The organism is Streptomyces sp. NPDC012510 (assembly GCF_042955065.1).
GTDB lineage: Bacteria > Actinomycetota > Actinomycetes > Streptomycetales > Streptomycetaceae > Streptomyces.
Genome location: NZ_JBIBEN010000040.1, coordinates 1 through 18,742, shown reverse-complemented (window position 1 = coordinate 18,742; position 18,742 = coordinate 1). Strand labels below are relative to the sequence as shown.

16 protein-coding genes are annotated in these 18,742 nt (G+C 71.8%); 7 read left to right on the top strand and 9 right to left on the bottom strand.

Going from position 1 to position 18,742, the window contains the following annotated elements; genetic code table 11:
* Positions 1-51: 51 nt before the first annotated feature.
* A complete protein-coding gene (locus ACFY9I_RS40835; RefSeq protein WP_391012165.1) occupies positions 52-828 on the top strand; it encodes a TetR/AcrR family transcriptional regulator C-terminal domain-containing protein in 777 nt (258 codons plus the stop codon).
* A gap of 95 nt (positions 829-923) precedes the next feature.
* On the opposite strand, the gene ACFY9I_RS40830 is transcribed toward ACFY9I_RS40835, so the two are convergent.
* Positions 924-1,964, bottom strand: a complete 1,041-nt coding sequence (locus tag ACFY9I_RS40830; RefSeq protein ID WP_391012162.1) for a WD40 repeat domain-containing protein — start codon at positions 1,962-1,964, stop codon at positions 924-926.
* Positions 1,965-2,224: 260 nt separating this feature from the next.
* Between ACFY9I_RS40830 and ACFY9I_RS40825 the strand changes: the two genes are divergently transcribed.
* From ACFY9I_RS40825 to ACFY9I_RS40815, 3 genes are all read left to right on the top strand, one after another.
* Positions 2,225-2,908 carry a GDSL-type esterase/lipase family protein gene (locus tag ACFY9I_RS40825; RefSeq protein ID WP_391012160.1) on the top strand — a complete coding sequence of 228 codons (684 nt, stop codon included), beginning with the start codon at positions 2,225-2,227 and terminating at the stop codon, positions 2,906-2,908.
* A gap of 269 nt (positions 2,909-3,177) precedes the next feature.
* Positions 3,178-4,482 (top strand): MFS transporter, encoded by a 1,305-nt coding sequence (locus ACFY9I_RS40820; RefSeq protein ID WP_391012157.1) that lies wholly within the window; start codon positions 3,178-3,180, stop codon positions 4,480-4,482.
* A gap of 202 nt (positions 4,483-4,684) precedes the next feature.
* Entirely contained in the window at positions 4,685-5,677 is a 993-nt protein-coding gene (locus ACFY9I_RS40815) for an aldo/keto reductase (protein WP_391012154.1), read from the top strand.
* Positions 5,678-6,138: 461 nt separating this feature from the next.
* Here ACFY9I_RS40815 and thpR read toward each other — a convergent pair whose 3' ends face one another.
* The 3 genes from thpR to ACFY9I_RS40800 all read right to left on the bottom strand — a co-directional run bounded on the left by thpR (position 6,139) and on the right by ACFY9I_RS40800 (position 9,052).
* Positions 6,139-6,711, bottom strand: coding sequence for an RNA 2',3'-cyclic phosphodiesterase (gene thpR, locus ACFY9I_RS40810; protein ID WP_391012151.1), 573 nt, complete (start codon positions 6,709-6,711; stop codon positions 6,139-6,141).
* Positions 6,712-6,874: 163 nt separating this feature from the next.
* Entirely contained in the window at positions 6,875-8,377 is a 1,503-nt protein-coding gene (locus tag ACFY9I_RS40805; protein ID WP_391012149.1) for an MFS transporter, read from the bottom strand.
* 237 nt (positions 8,378-8,614) lie between these two features.
* Positions 8,615-9,052 carry a MarR family transcriptional regulator gene (locus ACFY9I_RS40800; protein WP_391012147.1) on the bottom strand — a complete coding sequence of 146 codons (438 nt, stop codon included), beginning with the start codon at positions 9,050-9,052 and terminating at the stop codon, positions 8,615-8,617.
* Between the two features lie 164 nt (positions 9,053-9,216).
* Between ACFY9I_RS40800 and ACFY9I_RS40795 the strand changes: the two genes are divergently transcribed.
* A complete protein-coding gene (locus ACFY9I_RS40795) occupies positions 9,217-9,399 on the top strand; it encodes a ribbon-helix-helix protein, CopG family (protein ID WP_391012144.1) in 183 nt (60 codons plus the stop codon).
* 37 nt (positions 9,400-9,436) lie between these two features.
* On the opposite strand, the gene ACFY9I_RS40790 is transcribed toward ACFY9I_RS40795, so the two are convergent.
* A complete protein-coding gene (locus ACFY9I_RS40790; protein WP_391012141.1) occupies positions 9,437-9,628 on the bottom strand; it encodes a hypothetical protein in 192 nt (63 codons plus the stop codon).
* On the opposite strand from ACFY9I_RS40790, the gene ACFY9I_RS40785 reads away from it, so the two are divergent.
* Together ACFY9I_RS40785 and ACFY9I_RS40780 are read left to right on the top strand one after the other, a co-directional pair.
* On the top strand, positions 9,627-9,920 hold the full coding sequence (locus tag ACFY9I_RS40785; protein ID WP_391012138.1) for a DUF2530 domain-containing protein: 294 nt from the start codon (positions 9,627-9,629) through the stop codon (positions 9,918-9,920). The two genes, ACFY9I_RS40790 and ACFY9I_RS40785, sit on opposite strands and share 2 nt — an antisense overlap.
* A 141-nt stretch (positions 9,921-10,061) precedes the next feature.
* Positions 10,062-12,470, top strand: a complete 2,409-nt coding sequence (locus ACFY9I_RS40780) for an HAD-IC family P-type ATPase (RefSeq protein WP_391012135.1) — start codon at positions 10,062-10,064, stop codon at positions 12,468-12,470.
* A gap of 37 nt (positions 12,471-12,507) precedes the next feature.
* On the opposite strand, the gene ACFY9I_RS40775 is transcribed toward ACFY9I_RS40780, so the two are convergent.
* The 4 genes from ACFY9I_RS40775 to ACFY9I_RS40760 all read right to left on the bottom strand — a co-directional run bounded on the left by ACFY9I_RS40775 (position 12,508) and on the right by ACFY9I_RS40760 (position 18,322).
* Complete coding sequence (locus ACFY9I_RS40775) at positions 12,508-12,729, bottom strand: hypothetical protein (protein ID WP_391012132.1); 222 nt, start codon at positions 12,727-12,729, stop codon at positions 12,508-12,510.
* Between the two features lie 122 nt (positions 12,730-12,851).
* On the bottom strand, positions 12,852-13,643 hold the full coding sequence (locus ACFY9I_RS40770; RefSeq protein WP_391012129.1) for a calcium-binding protein: 792 nt from the start codon (positions 13,641-13,643) through the stop codon (positions 12,852-12,854).
* Positions 13,644-13,853: 210 nt separating this feature from the next.
* Positions 13,854-17,141 carry a sacsin N-terminal ATP-binding-like domain-containing protein gene (locus ACFY9I_RS40765; RefSeq protein WP_391012127.1) on the bottom strand — a complete coding sequence of 1,096 codons (3,288 nt, stop codon included), beginning with the start codon at positions 17,139-17,141 and terminating at the stop codon, positions 13,854-13,856.
* A 254-nt stretch (positions 17,142-17,395) separates the two neighbouring features.
* Positions 17,396-18,322: a DUF3027 domain-containing protein gene (locus ACFY9I_RS40760; RefSeq protein ID WP_391012124.1), complete on the bottom strand. Its 927-nt coding sequence runs from the start codon at positions 18,320-18,322 to the stop codon at positions 17,396-17,398.
* Between the last annotated feature and the right edge of the window lie 420 nt (positions 18,323-18,742).

Below are 18,742 nucleotides of genomic sequence, written 5' to 3'. Positions count from 1 at the left end.
ATTACGCGTACGGCGTACCCAGTTTTTCGGAGAGGACCTAGAATCGGCTCCATGACAAGGGGCAAGGACGGCACGGAAACCAGTGGCAGCGGCGACATCGTCCGCACCCTCCACCTGCTGTGGGACACCGGCCGACGCCCCAGCCGGGGCCCCAAGCCGGGACTCACCCTGGACCGCATCGTGGAGACCGCCGTCCGGATCGCGGACGCGGAGGGTCTGGACGCCGTCTCCATGCGCCGTGTCGCCACCGAACTCGGCACCGGCGCCATGTCGCTGTACCGCTACGTCCCGGGCAAGGCCGAACTGCTGGACCTGATGCTCGACCGCGTCCAGCGCCCCTCCGAGAACCCCGCCGACCTCGGCGACGGCGGCTGGCGCTCGGCGCTGGAGGCCCTGGGCCGCGCCACCCTCGCCCTCTACCAGCGCCATCCCTGGCTGCTCCAGGTCAACCAGTCCCGCCCGATCCTCGGCCCGAGCGCTCTCGACGGCCTGGAGAAAATGCTCTCCCGCATCAAATCCATGGGGCTGACCGACCGCGAGCTGGTCTCCGCCATCGTCGCCGTCGACGGCTATGTCGTCGGCGCCGCCCGCGGCCAGCTCTACGCCCAGGAGGCGGAACGCCGGACCGGCCTCACCGACACTGAGTTCTGGCAGGCCCAGGGCCCCATCCTGGAAGACGTCATGGCCTCCGGCCGCTACCCCCTCCTCGCCGGCCTCTCCGAGGACGCCTTCGGCACGGACTTCGACCACTTCGGCTTCGGACTGGAGCGCATCCTGGACGGGCTGGAGGTGCTCGTGGCGCGACGGGAGCGGGAGTCCGGTGGGTGACCAGGGTCGGGACGAGGGTCAGGACGAGGGTCGGGACGGGGATCAGGACAAGGGTCAGGAAGGGTCGTCGGCCGGGGCGTGGGCCCGCGTTCCGGTCATGACGACCGGCGCGTCAGCCGCCTGAAGCCCCAGAGGAGCACGACCGCGCCCGCGACGGCGAGGGCGCCGACCTTGACGGTGGAGCTGGTGCCCTCGGCGTCCGCCTGGGTGGTGCCGGAGCCGTCGTCGTCGGAGGAGGACGAGCCGGAGCCGCCGCTTCCGGAACCGCCGTCCGGCACATCGCGCGCGACGACCGTGCTGCCGGCCCCCTCACTGCCGTACATGATCTTCGAGCCGTCGGTGGTGAAAGTGATCGACTCCCCCTGCCGCTGCAACGGCACGCTCAGCCGCTCGGCCTTCTTGATCCTGCCGTCGTTCCAGTCGTAGAGGATGCCGCCGAAGTACGCGCGCAGGGCGAGCTGTTCGCCGTCCGGCGAGAACGCGCCGTCGGTGACCTCCAGGTCGGGAACGGCGGCGACCTTCCTGAACACGTTGGTGCCGGAGGAGGACAGCTCGGCCGGGCCCTCGTACAGCGTGCCGCCGGCCTCGTTCTTGTCGGCGATGTAGACCCGCCCGGTCTTCGGATGCACCATCAGCGCCTCCGCGTCCCGCGCCCCGTCCTCGTACTTCACGACGTACTGCGTGGCCTTGATCGTCTGGTCCTTCAGCTCTTTCGGCTCCGGCAGCTCGTAGATCCACACGTACGCCCACGTGCCGCCGAGGTTGTCGCCGATGTCGCCGACATAGAGCCTGTTGTCCGGCCCCATCGAGATCGCCTCGACGTCACGCGGGGTGCCGACGCCCGTCAGGGTGACCGTGGCGACCGTCTCGCCGGTCTTGCTGTCGACGGCGTAGAGGAACGCCCCGTCGTCGCTGTCGTTGTGGGTCCAGTAGACCCCCGGGTGCTGACGGGACGCGGCGAGGCCGCTCGACTCGGTGATCCTCGCGTCCTTCATCGTGAACCCGTCGTCGTCGGCGACGGCCGGCCCCGCCGGGAGAGCGGCGGCCAGCAGGACCCCGGCGGCAGCGGCGAGTCCGGCGAAGCCGACGCGGAACCGGCGGACGGGGTGAAGGGGGTGGGGGAGGCGACGACGCATGGCCCCAAGCCTGCCATCTCGCTCCGCTGGGTGGGGTGGGGAGCGCCGCGGGGAGTGGGGTGCGTGGGTGGGTGCGGGTCCGGTGGGGCTTCTCGCGCAGTTCCCCGCGCCCCTCAAGGGCCTGCGGCCCTTTCAGGGGCGCGGAAACTGCGCGACCAGCCTCCACCGACCCGCACCCGGCACCGCCACGTGGCAAGGTTCACACGCGGTCGGCGGGCGACCCGCTCTACCAGCCGGTAGAGATCGTTCATGATGTGCGCATGCTCAGGTTCATGCCCGTAGGCGACTCCATGACGATCGGGAGCGCGGGCGAACACACATGGCGCTACCGGCTCTGGCAGCACCTGTGCGCGACGTACGACGGCCCGTTCAAGATCGTCGGCCCGCGCGAGACGCTCCACGACAAGGCGACGGACACCCCGACGTCGTACGAGTACGCCGACACCGACCCGCGTTTCCCCCGCGCCCATCTCGCCGGCTGGGGCGAGGGCTGGCTCCACATGGCCCCGCTGATCGCCGACACGGTCCGTGAGCACCGGGCGAACGTCCTCCTCGTCTCCCTCGGCCTCATAGACCTGGGCTTCTACACCAACGCCGAGCAGACCGCGGAGAACACCCGCCGCTTCGTCACGGCCGCCCGCGAGGCGGACCCACGCGTCCGCATGGTCCTCCTCCCGGTCACCCCGAACGTCCGCGCCGAGTCCGACGCCGCCTTCGCCGCCCAGGTCACCCGGTTCAACGAACTCCTCGCCAAGACGGCCGCCGACCTCGACGAACCCCGCTCCCCACTCCTCCTGGCGTCCCCGCCCCCGTCGTACGACATCCACTGGGACACCTACGACGGCACCCACCCCAACGCCTCCGGCGAACACAAGATCGCGGCGGCCTTCGCGGGCGCGATGCACGAGGCGTGGGGGCTGGGCGAAGCGTACGAACTGCCGTGACGAGCGGCCCGGCAACCGGCTCACCCATGCGATGAGCTGGACCTCACGGGACACGGTGGTCGGCCTCGTCCTCAAGACCGACGAGTGCCCGCGCGACTGACGCCTCGCACAGCGTGGTGAGCCCGCCCTCCGCTCGATGACTTGATCGGCGGTTCCCCGCTCGCTTGGATGACCCGGTCGGCCATGACCACTCGCGCCACGTCGAGCGGCGCGGCGGCGGGAGGCGGGGCGGGGCGGGGATGACGCGAGCGGGAATGGCGCGAGCGGGGATGGCGCGAGCGGTGCGGGGCGGGGCGCTGGGGCGGGAGTTCCGGTGGCTCTGGGGGGCCTACACGGTCAGCGCGTTCGGGACGCGGCTGGCGTTCGACGCGGTTCCCCTGCTCGCGGTGCTGGTCCTGCACGTCGGCCCGACCGAGGTCTCCGCGCTGGCGGCCACCGGCCTGGCGGTGGGTGCGGCGGTGGCCGTACCGCTCGGCCCGTGGGTGGAGTTCCGCCGCAAGCGCCCGGTGATGATCGCGATGGACCTGCTCCGCTGCGCGGCCCTGCTGACCATTCCGCTGGCGTACGTCCTCGATGTGCTCACCTTCCCCCAGCTCCTGCTGGTGGCCGGGGTCGTCGCGGCGGCCGACATCGTCTTCACCGCGGCGAGCGGCGCCTTCCTGAAGTCCCTGGTCCCCCAGGAGAACCTCCTCGCCGCCAACGCCCGCTTCGAGGCCACGACCTGGACCACCACCATGCTCGGCCCACCCCTCGGCGGCGCCGCGATCGGCCTCTTCGGACCGGTGACGACCTTGGTGACCGACGCCTTCAGCTACCTCCTCTCGGCGGCCGGCATCCGGGCGATCGCCCACAAGGAGCCCGACCCGAGGGGAACCGAGCGGAAGCCGAGCCCCGCGCACCCGACCGGCTCGCCGACCGGTCCGCCGCCCAGCCCCTCCCCCCGCCTCCACCCTGGCGACCTCCTCGACGGCTGGCGGTACCTCCTCGCCGACCCCGCTCTGCGGCCCCTCTTCCTGAACTCCACCCTGGTCAACGGGCTGATCATGGTCAGCTCACCCCTGATGGTCATCCTCATGGTCGGCCAACTCGGGTTCACCCCCTGGCAGTACGGCCTCGCGTTCGCCGTCCCCTGCGTCGGCGGTCTGGTCGGCTCGCGTCTCTCCCGCCGCCTGGTCGCCCGATACGGCGATCACCGGGTCCTGCTGGCCGCCGGGACCCTGCGGGCGTGCTGGCCGCTGGGGCTGGCGTTCGTCGGTCCCGGCCCGGCCGGGCTCGTGCTCGTCATGGTCGTCGAGTTCGGCCTGATCACCTGTATCGGCGTCTTCACCCCGGTGCTGGCCACGCAGCGCCTGACCCGGACCCCAGCGGACCGGGTCGTCCGGACACTCTCCGCCTGGTCCGTCACCGGCAAGCTCACCACCGCGGCCCTGACCGCTCTCTGGGGCCTTCTCGCGGCCGTCACCACCCCCCGCACGGCGATCACCGTAGCCGGTGTCCTCCTCCTGGCGACCCCGCTGCTCCTCCCCCGACGACAGCCCGTCCCCCCTGCCCTCGAGGACCTCCGCAAGAGCTGAGCGGCAGCCACGTCACCCGCCGCCCCGCCGAAGCCTCCGAAGCCTCCGGCGACGCGACCGCCACGGCGGTTCAGAGCACTCCCATCCGAGAGCAGCGCTTGAAAAGTTCACATTCACGCTTACGAAAAGCACCAACCGGCAGTCAGCGTCAAGATCTCTCCGGCTTGCCTAGAGCGCACTCCACCGCCTTGGCTAGGCGGTCATGAAGTACACACAGCTCGGACGCACAGGACTCAAGGTCAGCCGACTGGTCCTCGGCACCATGAACTTCGGTCCGCAGACGGACGAAGCGGACAGCCACGCGATCATGGACGCGGCGCTGGACGCCGGAATCAACTTCTTCGACACGGCGAATGTGTATGGGTGGGGCGAGAACAAGGGCCGTACCGAGAGCATCATCGGCGACTGGTTCGCGAAGGGCGGCGACCGCCGCGACAAGGTCGTCCTCGCGACCAAGGTGTACGGGAACATGGCGGCCTCCGACGACGCCTGGCCCAACCACGACAAGCTCTCCGCGCTGAACATCCGCCGGGCCGTGGACGCCAGCCTCAAGCGGCTGCGCACGGACCACATCGACGTCTACCAGTTCCACCACGTCGACCGGGACACCCCGTTCGAGGAGATCTGGCAGGCCGTCGACGTGCTCGTCCAGCAGGGCAAGATCCTCTACGCCGGCTCGTCCAACTTCCCCGGCTACAAGATCGCCCAGGCCAACGAGATCGCCGCCCGTCGCGGCGGCACCATCGGCCTGGTCAGCGAGCAGTGCCTCTACAACCTCTACGAACGCCGCGCCGAGATGGAGGTCATCCCGGCCGCGCAGGAGTACGGCCTCGGTGTCATCCCATGGTCGCCGCTGCACGGCGGTGCGCTCGGCGGCGTGCTGAAGAAGGAGATCCAGGGCGGTCGGCGCAGCGCGGGGCGGGCCGCGGGCGCCATGTCCGGCCCTGACGTACGCGCGAAGATCCAGGCGTACGAGGACCTGCTCGAGAAGCATGGCCTGGAGCCCGGCGAGGCCGCCCTGGCCTGGCTGCTCACCCGCCCCGGCGTGACCGGCCCGATCGTCGGCCCGCGCACCGCGGAGCAGCTCGAATCCGCCCTGCGCGCGGTGGAACTGGAGCTGAGCGAGGAGCTGCTGGAGGGGCTGGACGAGATCTTCCCGGGCCCGGGGCCGTCTCCTGAGGCCTTCGCCTGGTAGTCACCGGCCGCCATGGGCTGGGGGGCGTTTCGAAAGTCCCGCACAGCACCCACGGCGCCCGGCACGCTCCCCCACTCACGGCTTCGCTCGAGCGGGAGGTGCCCCCACCGCCGCACCGGCCGAAAGCCCAAGTACGTCCAGTACGCGGGCTTTCGTCCGGCACGCCGAGAGCACGCACCGGACACCGCGGACACCGCGGACACCGCGGACACCACACAGGCCTTTCGAAACGCCCCTTGACGCCGCGGCACTAGCGAGGGGCGCGAGGAACCACGCGACCGGCTCCCACCGACGCACGGGTCACCACGGCCCGCGGTTCCCCGCCCCACCGCACGCGACGCTCACTTACCGAGCGCCGCCGCGAGAGCGACGACCGCGAACATCAGCACAAGCACACCGGCCATGATCCGGTTACGGGTCTTCGGGTCCACATCATCGAGCCTAACCGGCGGCCTCGACGGCTATCCCGTCGCCCCGAGGGCCCAGCGCGCGACCGCCTCGTACCGCGGCTGCTCCCCCGGCACCCCGGACGTCGGCAGACTGCTGCGCACCAGAGCGAGGTCGGACACCGTCCAGGTACGCCCGGCGAAGGCGTCGAGCACGTCGACGTACTCCCGTACGTCGAGGTCCTCCCGGCTGCGGGCCACCGTCAGATGGGGCGTGTACCGGCGGTGCTCCCCCATCGGCAACCCGGCCTTCCGCGCCGCCGCCTCCGCCCGGTCGGCCAGCAGCCGCAGCGCGCCGAGGTCCCCCTGCGCTCCCGCCCACAGCGCCCGCCCTCGCCCGAACTTCCCGCCGCCCCGGACCGCCAGCGCGAACGGCTCGCTCCGCCCCGCGGCCCGCTCCAGCCGCCGCGACAGCTCCGGTACGACGTCCTCGTCGACCTCGCCGTAGAAGGCGAGCGTGAAGTGCCAGCCGGGTGGCGCGGTCCACCGCAACCGGTCCGCGTCGGCGAGGTTCTTCAACTCCCTAACGACTTGGCCGAGTTCATCGACGACATCCTCGGGCGGGAGCACAGCGGCGAACAGTCTCATGCCGCCACCTTCCCAGGCGACGGATCACTCGGCGACCACCGCGCCCCGCGAGGGGCGCGGGGCGCGGGGAACCGCACGACCGGCCACGACGACGCCGCACACGTCCGCGGCGTTTCACCGCACCGCCATGGGCGTCCTGCCCGTCCCGGCGGGGCGCCACCGCTCAGACCGGCACCGACTTCGGTTCGTCGGCCCGCTCCTGGGCCAGGACCCGCACCCGTGGGTGCCCCTGGTTCCAACCGACGGACAGCCGTAGCCCACCGGCCCTGACGAGGATCAGGCCCACGGTGACCGCGGCGACCGTGGCGACGACGCCGCCGGCGACGAAGCCGATCCGGGCGCCGTACGCGTCGGTGGCCCAGCCGGCGATCGGCGCGCCCAGCGGGGTGCCGCCGAGGAAGACCATCATGTAGAGGGCCATGACACGGCCGCGCATCGCGGGGTCGGTGTTCATCTGGATGGCCGTGTTGGTGGTGACGTTCACCGTCAGGCCGAACATCCCTATCGGCACCATGAGCAGCGCGAAGAGCCAGTACGACGGTGCCAGCGCGGCCACGATCTCCAGCAGGCCGAAGGCGAGCGCGCCCCCGATGAGCACACGCAGCCGGGCCGTGCCGCGGCGGGCCGCGAGCAGCGCGCCGGAGACCGAGCCGACCGCCATGAGCGTGTTGAAGAGGCTGTACGAGCCGGCGTCGGCGTGGAACACGTCGTCCGCGTAGGCGGAGAGCCAGACGGGGAAGTTGAAGCCGAAGGTGCCGATGAAGCCGACGAGGACGATGGGCCACAGCAGCTCGGGGCGGCCGGCGACATAGCGCAGGCCCTCGCGGAGCTGTCCCTTGGCACGCGGGGCGCGGCGGACGGGGTGCAGGTCGCGGGTCCGCATCAGCAGCAGGCTGGTGATGGGGGCGACGAAGGAGAGGCCGTTGAAGAGGAAGGCCCAGCCGGTGCCGACGGTGGTGATCAGCACACCGGCGACGGCGGGGCCGACCAGGCGGGCCGACTGGAAGTTCGCGGAGTTGAGGCTGACCGCGTTCTGCAACTGGTCCGGACCGACCATCTCGGACACGAACGACTGCCGGGCCGGGTTGTCGACCACGGTGGCCATGCCCACGGCGAAGGCGGCGACGTACACGTGCCACACCTGGACGTGCCCGGAGAGGGTCAGCGCGGCGAGCGCCAGGCCCGTCACCGCCATCGAGGTTTGCGTCACGAACAGCAGCCGCCGCTTCGGGAACCGGTCGACGAGCACTCCGCCGTACAGCCCGAACAGCAGCATCGGCAGGAACTGCAGCGCCATGGTCACACCGACCGCCGTCGACGAGCCCGTCAGGCTCAGCATCAGCCAGTCCTGCGCGATCCGCTGCATCCAGGTGCCGATGTTCGACACCACCTGCCCCACGAAGAACAGCCGGTAGTTCCGCACCCGCAACGACCGGAACATCGACGCGCGCTGACCGTGGGCGGCTGCGGAGGCGTCGGGGGAGGCCGGGGTGGAGGGGCGAGCCTCGGTGGCGTTCGCCGGGGGGCCGGTGATCTCCGCCGGGCAGCCGGGGGTCTTCGCCGCGCCGGTGGTATCCGGGGGCGCTTCGGGGGCGTTCGGGGTGGGCGGGGGCTCGTGAGGGGGTCGGGGCGCGGGGACGGAAGCTGCTCCGGGGCCCGTACTCAAAGGGGTTCGCCTCCTTGTGTGGAACGCGTGCACATCCTGCGGTTGCGTGAGCCTCACCGCTCCTGTTCTGTCTGCTGGTTTTCCGGTCCGCCCATGCCCGTCCCGGAGGGCGCACGGGCTGGCGGCCGGGGCGTACCGGCGGCCGACCCGGCGCACTCCGGGGCTCCGGCGCAGCCGGCGTCGTTTGCGTCGGCGAGTCGGCGAGTCGGCGTCGGCGTCGGCGTCGGCGTCCGACGGTCAGAGATGCGCGAGCTTCTCCAGCACCGGCGCGGCGGCGCGGAGCTTGTCCCACTCCTCCTCGTCGAGGCCCTCCACGAGCGAGGCGAGGAAGGCGTTGCGCTTTCGGCGGCTCTCCTCCAACATCGCCTCGGCCCGCTCGGTCTGGGTGACCACCTTCTGCCGCCGGTCCTCGGGGTGCGGCTCCAGCTTCACCAGCCCCTTGCTCTCCAGCAGGGCGACGATGCGGGTCATCGACGGCGGCTGCACATGCTCCTTGCGGGCGAGTTCGCCGGGGGTGGCGCTCCCGCAGCGGGCGAGGGTACCGAGCACCGACATCTCGGTCGGGCTCAGGGACTCGTCGACCCGTTGGTGCTTGAGCCGACGGGACAGGCGCATCACGGCGGACCGCAGCGCGTTCACGGCGGCCTCGTCGGCGCCATGGGTGAGGTCAGGCATGTTCTTTAGCGTAACTCATTACCCTCGCTAAATACCACCGGGATTCCCCACCCGGCCCCCGTGAGTCCCGCCACTCGCACGCCCCCCGCGCCCGCATCACTCATATGAGTGACTAGTACGCAGAACAGACACGTCAGGCCGGAGCAGCCACGAACCTGGTACCCATGGGGACCACTGTGCTCAGTCTGCGGATAGACGGGGAGCTGCTCGACCGGCTCCGGACCCGCGCGGCGAAAAGGGGAATGAGCGTCCAGGACTATGTGATCGGGACGCTCATCAGGGACGACTTCGACGAGCGGTTCCAGACCGCCGTCGAGGAGACGGAGAAGTTCTACGGGGTGACGTGACGTGACCCGTCGGGTCAGGTGAGCCGCAGCGCCGGCATCAGGCAGAAGAAGCGAGCATGGTGAAGGCGGCGATGATCGCGGTCACGTTCGCGGTCACGTTCGCGTTCGCGTTCGCGTTCGCGGTGAGAAGAGGGTGGCGAAACCGCCCCGGATCTCGCGCGACAGGGTGCTGCAGCGTTCGGATATCCCCGGCCTGCTCCGCCCCACCCGCCTCGTAAGCTGTGCCCATGGCGAAGTGGACCCCCAAGCACGAGGCACCCGAGCCCCTGGAGGGCCCCATCGTGCCGACCATCATCGGCGGCACGATCCTGTGGTTCGTCCTCTTCGTCGTCCAGCTCCCCTTCTACGGCTGGTACGAGGACCACGGGCACACCTGGTGGGTGTGGACCTGTCTGGCCGGTGCCGGGCTGGGGATCATCGGCATCTCCTACGTACGGAAGCGGGACGCGGCGATCAAACGCGACGCGGAGCGGAAGGCCGCCGACGAGGCCGAGACACCTGATGTGACCCCGGTCGAGTAGGCGCGCCCCGCCGGCGTCGGACACGCCCGATGCCCGTGTCCGACCCCGGTACCACGCCACCCCCACCCCCCGTCGTCCCCTGGTCGGATCTTTGCCGCACTCGGCGGGTGGGGCCCCGGATCCGCACGTACCGTCGATTGCATGACGCACATCGACGCGGGCACCGACCTCGATCCTGTGCACCCCACCGCCGCCTCGGCCCGCTCGGACACGGGCCGGGCGCGGGGTCTGACGGCCGCAGAGGTGGCCGAGCGGGTGGCCCGCGGCGAGGTGAACGACATTCCCGTGCGGAGCAGCCGCTCCACGGTGGACATCGTCCGCGCGAACGTCCTCACCCGGTTCAACGCGATCATCGGCGTGCTCTGGGTGATCATGCTGTTCGTCGCGCCGATCCAGGACAGCCTGTTCGGTTTCGTGATCCTGGCCAACACGGGCATCGGCATCATCCAGGAGTGGCGGGCGAAGAAGACCCTGGACTCACTGGCCGTCATCGGCGAGGCGAAACCGACGGTCCGGCGGGACGGCGTCGCCGCGTCGGTCGGCACCTCCGACATCGTCCTCGGGGACCTCCTGGAGATCGGGCCGGGGGACAAGATCGTCGTCGACGGCGAGTGCGTCGAGACCGACGGCCTGGAGATCGACGAGTCGCTGCTCACCGGCGAGGCCGATCCGGTCGTCAAACAGCCGGGTGACCAGGTGATGTCGGGCAGTTTCGTGGTCGCGGGCGGCGGGGCGTTCACCGCGACGAAGGTCGGCCGGGAGGCCTACGCGGCCCAGCTGGCCGAGGAGGCGAGCCGCTTCACCCTCGTCCACTCCGAGCTGCGCTCCGGCATCTCCACGATCCTCAAGTACGTGACGTGGATGATGGTCCCAACCGCGATCGGCCTCATCATCAGCCAGCTCATCGTCAAGGAGAACGACTTCAAGGACTCCGTCGCCCGCACGGTCGGCGGCATCGTCCCCATGGTCCCCGAGGGGCTCGTCCTCCTCACCTCCGTCGCCTTCGCCATCGGGGTCATCCGCCTCGGCCGCAAACAGTGCCTGGTCCAGGAACTGCCGGCCATCGAGGGCCTGGCCCGCGTCGACACCGTCTGCCTCGACAAGACCGGCACGCTCACCGAGGGCGGCATGGACGTCACCGAGGTGCGCTTCCTGGGCGGCGCGGAGGAGTCGTACGTACACCGTGTCCTCGGCGCGCTCGGAGAGTCGGACCCCCGCCCGAACGCCTCCCTGAAGGCCATCATCGACGCCTACCCGGACAGCGAGGACTGGCGCTGCACCGAGTCGCTGCCCTTCTCCTCGGCCCGCAAGTACAGCGGCGCCTCCTTCAGCGAGGGCAACGGCGAGTCCAGCACCTGGCTGCTGGGCGCCCCCGACGTCCTGCTCCCCGAGGACGACCCGGCCCTCACCGAGACCGAGCGCCTGAACGAGGAGGGCCTGCGGGTCCTGCTGCTGGCCCGCGTCACCCGCGAGCTGGACGACCCCGAGGTCACCCGAGGCGCCCGCGCCACCGCCCTCGTCGTCCTCGAACAGCGGCTGCGCCCCGACGCCGCCGACACCCTGCGCTACTTCGAGGAGCAGAACGTACGGACGAAGGTCGTCTCCGGCGACAACGCGGTCTCGGTCGGCGCGGTCGCCGGGAAGCTGGGCCTGAGCGGTGAGGTCGTGGACGCCCGCCGGCTACCCGCCGAGCGTGAGGAGATGGCGGCGGCCCTCGACTCCGGCACCGTGTTCGGCCGCGTGGCCCCGCAGCAGAAGCGGGACATGGTCGGCGCCCTCCAGTCCCGCGGCCACACGGTCGCGATGACCGGCGACGGCGTCAACGACGTCCTGGCCCTCAAGGACGCCGACATCGGTGTGGCGATGGGCTCGGGCTCGGAGGCCACCCGCGCCGTCGCCCAGATCGTGCTGCTGAACAACAGCTTCGCGACGCTGCCGTCGGTGGTGGCGGAAGGCCGCCGGGTGATCGGCAACATCACGCGCGTGGCGACCCTCTTCCTGGTGAAGACGGTCTACTCGGTGCTCCTCGCCCTCCTGGTGGTCTGCTGGCAGGTGGAGTACCCCTTCCTCCCCCGCCATCTGACCCTGCTCTCCACCCTCACCATCGGCGTCCCGGCCTTCTTCCTCGCCCTGGCGCCCAACAAGGAGCGGGCGAAACCGTACTTCGTCCGGCGGGTGATGCGGTACGCGGTCCCGGGCGGCGTACTGGCGGCTCTGGCGACATTCGCCACGTATCTGGTCGCCCGCCACCACTACACCGGCGCGGGCGCGCTGTCCGCCGAGACCAGTGTGGCGACCCTGACCCTGTTCCTGATCTCCATGTGGGTGCTGGCCATCATCGCCCGCCCCTACACCTGGTGGCGCCTGGGCCTCGTGGCCGCGATGGGCGCGGGCTTCCTGCTCGTCCTCGTGGTCCCCTGGCTCCAGGACTTCTTCGCGCTCCGCCTGGTCGGTACGACGATGCCCTGGACGGCGGTCGCCATCGCGGCGACGGCGTCCGCCGTCCTGGAGCTGTTGTGGCGGTGGGTGGACCGCAGGTTCCCGGCGTAGGAGAACGCTCGGTGGCCCCTACGTCACGTCGACGTAGTCACCGGTGGCGTTGACCGGTGCGGTCGTGATGGTCCCCGCGAAGCCGGGGCGCCGGTAGCCGTCGTAGGCGTAGTTGCTGCGTCCGCTCGTCGCCCAGGATGGCGAGGCCGCCCACCTTCCAGGTCCGGGCGTCGTTGTGGGCGAGATCGCCCTCGCGCGGCCGGATGTCGATGAGCGCCAGGGCGCCGGAGACGGCGACCGCGGCGGCTCGTACGCGCATGCCGTGTTCCCCCTGTGAAGCGGTGGGTCGTCGCCGCAGGAACGGCGACGGACACGACGGGGGCGTGCCGGTTGAGTCGGCACGCCCCTTCGGCACTCGTGTGCGGTGTTCTTCCGCGGTGCTTACTTCACGTCGATGGTGTCGCCCGTGGCGGTCGCACCCGCCGTGGTCGAGGTGCCCGCGAAGACGTAGCGGTAGGTTCCGTCCACGGTCGCCTTGACCGTGGTCTTCAGGTCACCCGTGGCGGCCGACTTGACGGTCTTGACCGTCTTGTAGGCGGACGCGCCCTTCGCCTTGAACTGCAACTGCACCGACTGGGCGCCGAACGAGGCATTCCGGCCGGCGTCCCAGCTGGCGCGGGTCAGCCTGCTGGTGACGGTGACGGTCGCGCCCTTGGCGACCGGCTCCGGCGCGGCGTTGGCACCCGCGAGCTGGGCGGCACGCAGGACCTTGAAGGACTTGATGTTCTCCCGCTCGATGTAGTCGGCGTCCTTGCCCTGGGCGATGGCCCAGGTCTTCCAGGTGCCCGCGTGAGCGTTGAAGGCGTTCGAGCCGGCCTCGATGGTGTAGCTCGCCGAGCAGGTCGCCTTCGTGGAGCTGACCTTGGTGCACTTGATCCAGGTCCCGCTGGACGGAGCGGCGGTGTCCATGTTGGCGGTGCTCGAACCGCGGTACAGGAATGCCGCCGCCCGCCAGACACCGGAGTTGTCCGTGACGGTGAACTTGAGCTTGACCGTCTTCTTGGACGTCACGCCGACGACGACGGACTTGCCGCCGTTGACGACGACGTTCGAGATCTTCGTGTTACCGCTCGTGATGTTGTCCGCCTGCGCAGCCGGGGCGACGAAGGTGGTCAGAGCCAGGGCGCCGGTGACGGCACCCACGATGGCACGCTTGCGCAATGTATTCCCCACGTGGTTGGGACCTCGCGGCGACGCGTCGCCAACACACGAGATCCGGTCAGGTCCGAAAAGCCCGTCGGCTCCCGGGAGTCGAGTGACTCCGGGGAAAGCCGTTGGCTCGGGTGAACAGATCCACGAGTGTGGCGAATGGTTGTACGAGTTTCGGGTTTCCCGTGAAGATGTTGCCCAGATCACACCGAGCCGGCGCGCCCCGGGCCCGGCTCAGTCGAACCAGCGGTCCCGGGCCAACTCCTCGGTCCTGGACGGGTCCTCCAGCAGCGCCGCCACCTCGAAGCGGCGCGGCCACTGCCCCGCCGCCCAGGCCAGCCCGGCGGCGACGCCCTCCAGGGTGGCGGCGTGCAGGACGCCGTCCCGGGTCCGCCGCCAGTCCAACTCGACGCCGTCGACGACCAGTTCATCGTGTTCGACATACGACGAAGGGGTGGCGGGGCCGAGCAGGGCCCGCACCGACTCCGGTACCTCGTGTTCCGTGCCCTGCGAGTCCACCTCGCCGGTCACCGACTCGCTCAGCCGCCGTACCTGGAACAGCTCGGCCAACTCGGCGGCCCGTGACGGCCGTACGGGGAGGAGGGGGACGCCGGAGGTGAAGGGCAGCAGGTCGGGCGAGTCGACGACCACGGCGTCGGTCGCGTCCACAACGGTCACCTCGCCGTCCATCACCGCGCGCAACTCGTCCGGCAAAGTGACCTGTTCGGGATCGAGGTCGGCCAAGGCGCCGTACAGGCCGTGCAGTTGCGCCGAGGTGACCGGGCGGTCCGGGTCGGCAAGACGGTCCAGCAGCTCGGCGGCTCCGCCCGGCTCGTCCAGCAGCGCGGCCACCGAGGTGCGGACACCGAGGGCCCGCAGGACCTGCTCGTCGTCGAAGCCGGTGGCGTCGGCCTCGTCGTAGAGACCGTGCAGAAGGGGGTCGCCGCCGGCCGCGAGGAGGCCGGCGGGGCGGCGGCCGTCGAGGACCGGGTTGCCGCGCAGCCACCAGGCGGTGTAGGGGCGCACGACCTCGTGCGTGCCGTCCGGCAGCAGGATCCGCACCGGCTGGACGATCGCGTCCCGCAGCGGAGGCCGGGCGAGGAGCGCGAGCGCCTCCGGCCAGCGGTCCTCGTCGACGAGGTCGAGGTCGCGCACTGCCACGATCTCGGTCGCGACGGGCGGCACCGGGCTGTCCGGGAAGCGGTCGAGGATGTCCTCGGCCCACACGTCCACGGCGTCCAGCAGCCCCGCGTCGTCGGGTTCGGCGAAGTCCCCGTCGCGCGGCTCCAGTTCGTCCGGGTCGAGGACGACGTCGGTGGCACGGACGAGGGCGAAGTCGGCGAGGACACCGCAGGCGGCCAGCGGCTGTTCGCCCCAGCGATCGGCCAGCTCGGCGTCCACGAAGGCGAGTTCGTCCTCCCGCATGACGCGGGCGAAGGGGCTGCCGGGGAGGACGAGTTCACCGGCGGGGGCCAGTTCGCCGTCCTCGTCGGGGAGAGCGAGGGCGCCGAGCCAGGGTTCGTCGCCGGGGTCGAGGCCGGCGTCGCGGACCAGGGCGAGGACGAGGTCGGCGAGTTCGTCGGCGTCCGGCCGTCCGTCCTCCTCGTCCCACACGCCGCCGTCGTCGTCCAGGGAGGCGGCCACGGCGGCCCGTACCTGCGGGGTGGTGAGCACGGCGCGGGGGGTCGCGGGCAGGGCGCCCAGCTTCTCCAGGAGGGGGTGCGCGGCGTCCGGGTGGGCGACCTTCAGACCGAGGCGGGCGAGGGTCTCGGGCGCCGTCTGCGCCCCGTCGGGGGTCGGGAGCAGCACCTGGCGGGGCCCGATCGTCGTACGCCCGTCCGCGAGCGGCACGGGAAGGCCGGAGAGGCGGTCCGGATCCACCCCGGCGAGGCTGTCGTAGAGCCGCCGCCACCAGTCGGGCGTCTTCTCCAGGCCCGCGAGCCGGTCGATGGCGTCGCCCAGCGGCAGGCGTGCGACGCCCAACGTGCGCAGTTCCGCGCGCCGTTCGAGCCCGGCGGGCAGCAAGCTGGGCAGGACGTCGGCGAGCACCTGGACGGTCTCGGCGCCGGCGCCCTCGACGACTTCGGCGTCCCGGGGGCGAAGGGCGATGGGAGCGTCGGCCCACTCGTCGGCCCCGGCGCCCCCGACGGACGGGGTGCCGGAGTCCTCGCGTCCCCGGAAGGGGTTGGGGACGTCGGGCCAGGTGTCGGCTTCCGGGGCTTCCACCGACGCCGCGGCGTCCTGGAGCCGGCCGTCCCGCGCGGGCGGCGTCACCGCACGCGGCAGGAACGCGGTGCGCGGCAGCCGCTGAAGGATCGCCTGGCGCAGGGCTCCGTCCAGCTCGCCCTTGCCCAGCGGGCCGGGCACGAGGTCGATGATGCCCTCGCCCACCGGTTCCCAGGCGGCGAGGAGTTCGGCGTAGGCGTCCGCCGCGCGCTGCACGAGGAAGTCGGTGAGCGGCCCGGACGCGGCGTGCCGCCGGGTGGTGTCCAGGGGGAAGGAGGCGATCAGCAGGGCGGGGACGCCGAGGGCCTCGTCGCTGGGGGTGGGCGCGTGCACGACGGGGCTGGTACGCGGCCGGACGGGCGCGCCGTCGGGCCCGGTCGGCACCGCCCAGGTCACCGACCAGTACGGCCGCAGCCGCTCCTCGACGGGCCGGTCCGCGAGCAGCCCGGCCTCGATCGCCCCGTGCGCGACGGCCGTACGCCAGCGCGTGGCCCCGTCCCGCGAGTCCTCGACGACGACGTAGGGCCCCTCGACGTGCCGCCGCAGTGTCCGTGCCGCACCTTCGCCGACCTCGATGACGACCTCGTCGAGGCCGGGCAGGGCGAGGAGCAGCGCGTCGTCGACGGCGTTCAGCAGCCGCTCGGCGAGATCGGCGGCGGCCGCGTCGCGCAGCGGCAGGATGACGACGGTGTCGTACGGGTGCGGAGCGGATCCCTCGGCCGCGAACGGCAGCCGCAGCAGCGGCACATGCCCGTCGCGCCGACGGATCTCGTCGCCCAGCCCGGGGCTGTGCCGGGCGGTGTCGGCGGCGAGCACCCGGGCCTCACCGAGCGACCAGCGGATACCGCCGTGCCGCCCGACCACGGCGGGCTCGTCGGTGACGGCGAGCACAGCGGCGAACCCGACGCCGAACCGGCCCACCGCGCCGACGGCGCTGTCGGCGCTGACCGGACGGTCGGCGGGTTCCCGCTTCGCGGACGCGCGGAGCGTGGACAGCGACTCGACGCCGGCCGCGTCGAGCGGGGCGCCGGTGTTGGCGGCGACGAGGACGCCGTCCCGGAGGGTGAGCCGCAGCCGACCGGGAACCTTCGCCCGGGCCGCGGCGTCGGCGGCGTTCTGCGCCAGCTCCACGACGAGACGGTCCCGGTAGCCGCCGAGGACGAGATCTTCCTCGGCGTTGGCGTCCTCGCGGAACCGGGCCGGACTGGTCGCCCAGGCGTCCAGCACACCCCGCCGCAGCCGAGCCGTCCCGAACGGGTCCGCACCCTCGGCCGCCGGCCGCACGAACTTGCTCACGGTTCACCTTCCCTGTCGCCTCGTGCACGAAGGTACCGCGTCGCTGCGCTGCTCAGGCCGGGCGCCTTGTGGGGTGGGGGATACGTGTGAGGTGGCGGGTGCGGGTGGGTGGGGGCGGGTGGGGTTGTTCGCGCAGTTCCCCGCGCCCCTGGAAGCAAGGGGTGCGGGGCCTGGTCGTTCAGGGGGCCTGGGTTCAGGGGACCTGGTCGTTCAGGTGCGAGCACCCGGCATCCGGGCACTCGGCGAGGATGGACTTACGAGTGCCCCAGATCGGCCTCGGACTCGGTCTCCTCCACCGGGACGGATCCGGAGTCCGGCGCCGGCCGCAGGGGGAACGGGTCCACCCGGGTCTCGTCGAGCCGCGGCGGAGCCGGGCGCGGCGGCGTCGGCATGACGGCGGCCTCGGAGTGCCCCCCGCAGCCGTACGTCAGCGAGACGACACGCCCGTCGGCCGGCGCGAACTCGTTGGCGCAGAGCCCGAAGGCCTGCCCGAGCGACCCCCCGATCGGCACGAGGAAACCACAGCTCACACACGACGCGGGCGCCGCCTGGGCCATCGCGGTCTTCGCCCCGAACCCTTCCTCCCACCGGTCCGCCGCCGTGTGCAGCCCGTACCGGGACAGGACCCGTGCCCGCCGCATGCCCAGTTCCTCGGCGACGGCGGCGATGGACCCACGGGTCGGCGCGAGCGGCAGGTTCGCCGGCACCCCGGCGGTGACCTCGGCGTCCTCCGCCTCCACCAGCTCGGCCATGTCGTGCGAGACCGGGGAGTTCGGCAGCGGCTCGTCCTCGCCGGAGTACCCGGGTTCCAGCCGCAGGTCCTCGGCATCGGTGGGCAGCAGGTCGCCGGGACCCATGTCGCCGGGCCGCAGCCGCTCGCTCCATGGCACCCACTCCGGCGCGAGCAGCGCGTCCGGCCCGGGGAGCAGGACCACCTCGTCCAGGGTCACGAACTTGGCGCGTGAGGCACGGGCGACGGTGACGGCCCAGCGCCAGCCCCGGTAGCCCATCTCCTTGCACTCGAAGAGGTGCGTGACAACACGGTCGCCCTCGGAGACGAGACCGGCGTGTTCACCCACCACGCCGGGCGCGGCGGCCTCCTCCGCGGCGGCGCGGGCGAGGTCGACGGCCTCGGCACACAGACGGTCGGGGGTGCGGCTTCGCGTTGTCGCTGCGCTCACAGGTATCGCTTCTCTCCTACGCCGTCTCACGAGTGCGCCTCCCTCGGCGGGGGGTGCGGACGGAGCGGACCAGTGGGCCGCGTCGACGTCCGCGCCCGATCGCACTCGGGCGCACCTATGTCATCCATTCTGCGGGATGAACGAGAGGCGCGCGGCCGAGAACAACCGCCGCAGGCGCGCTATGCACGCTACCTTCTCCGAGGCTCCGCGCCCACACCGACGTAAGGGTTCCGCGATTCCGCTGCGCTTGGCTTTGGCCGGGGACGAGGGGTGAGGGTCGGCTTCGGGTGAGGTCGGGGGTTGGCGGGAAACCGCTGTGGCCTGCGGGGGGCTCCGCGCGGGACGGTTCGGAGGGCCGGGGTGCGTCGGGCGTGTGCGGGCCCGGTGGGGCTTCTCGCGCAGTTCCCCGCGCCCCTGAAA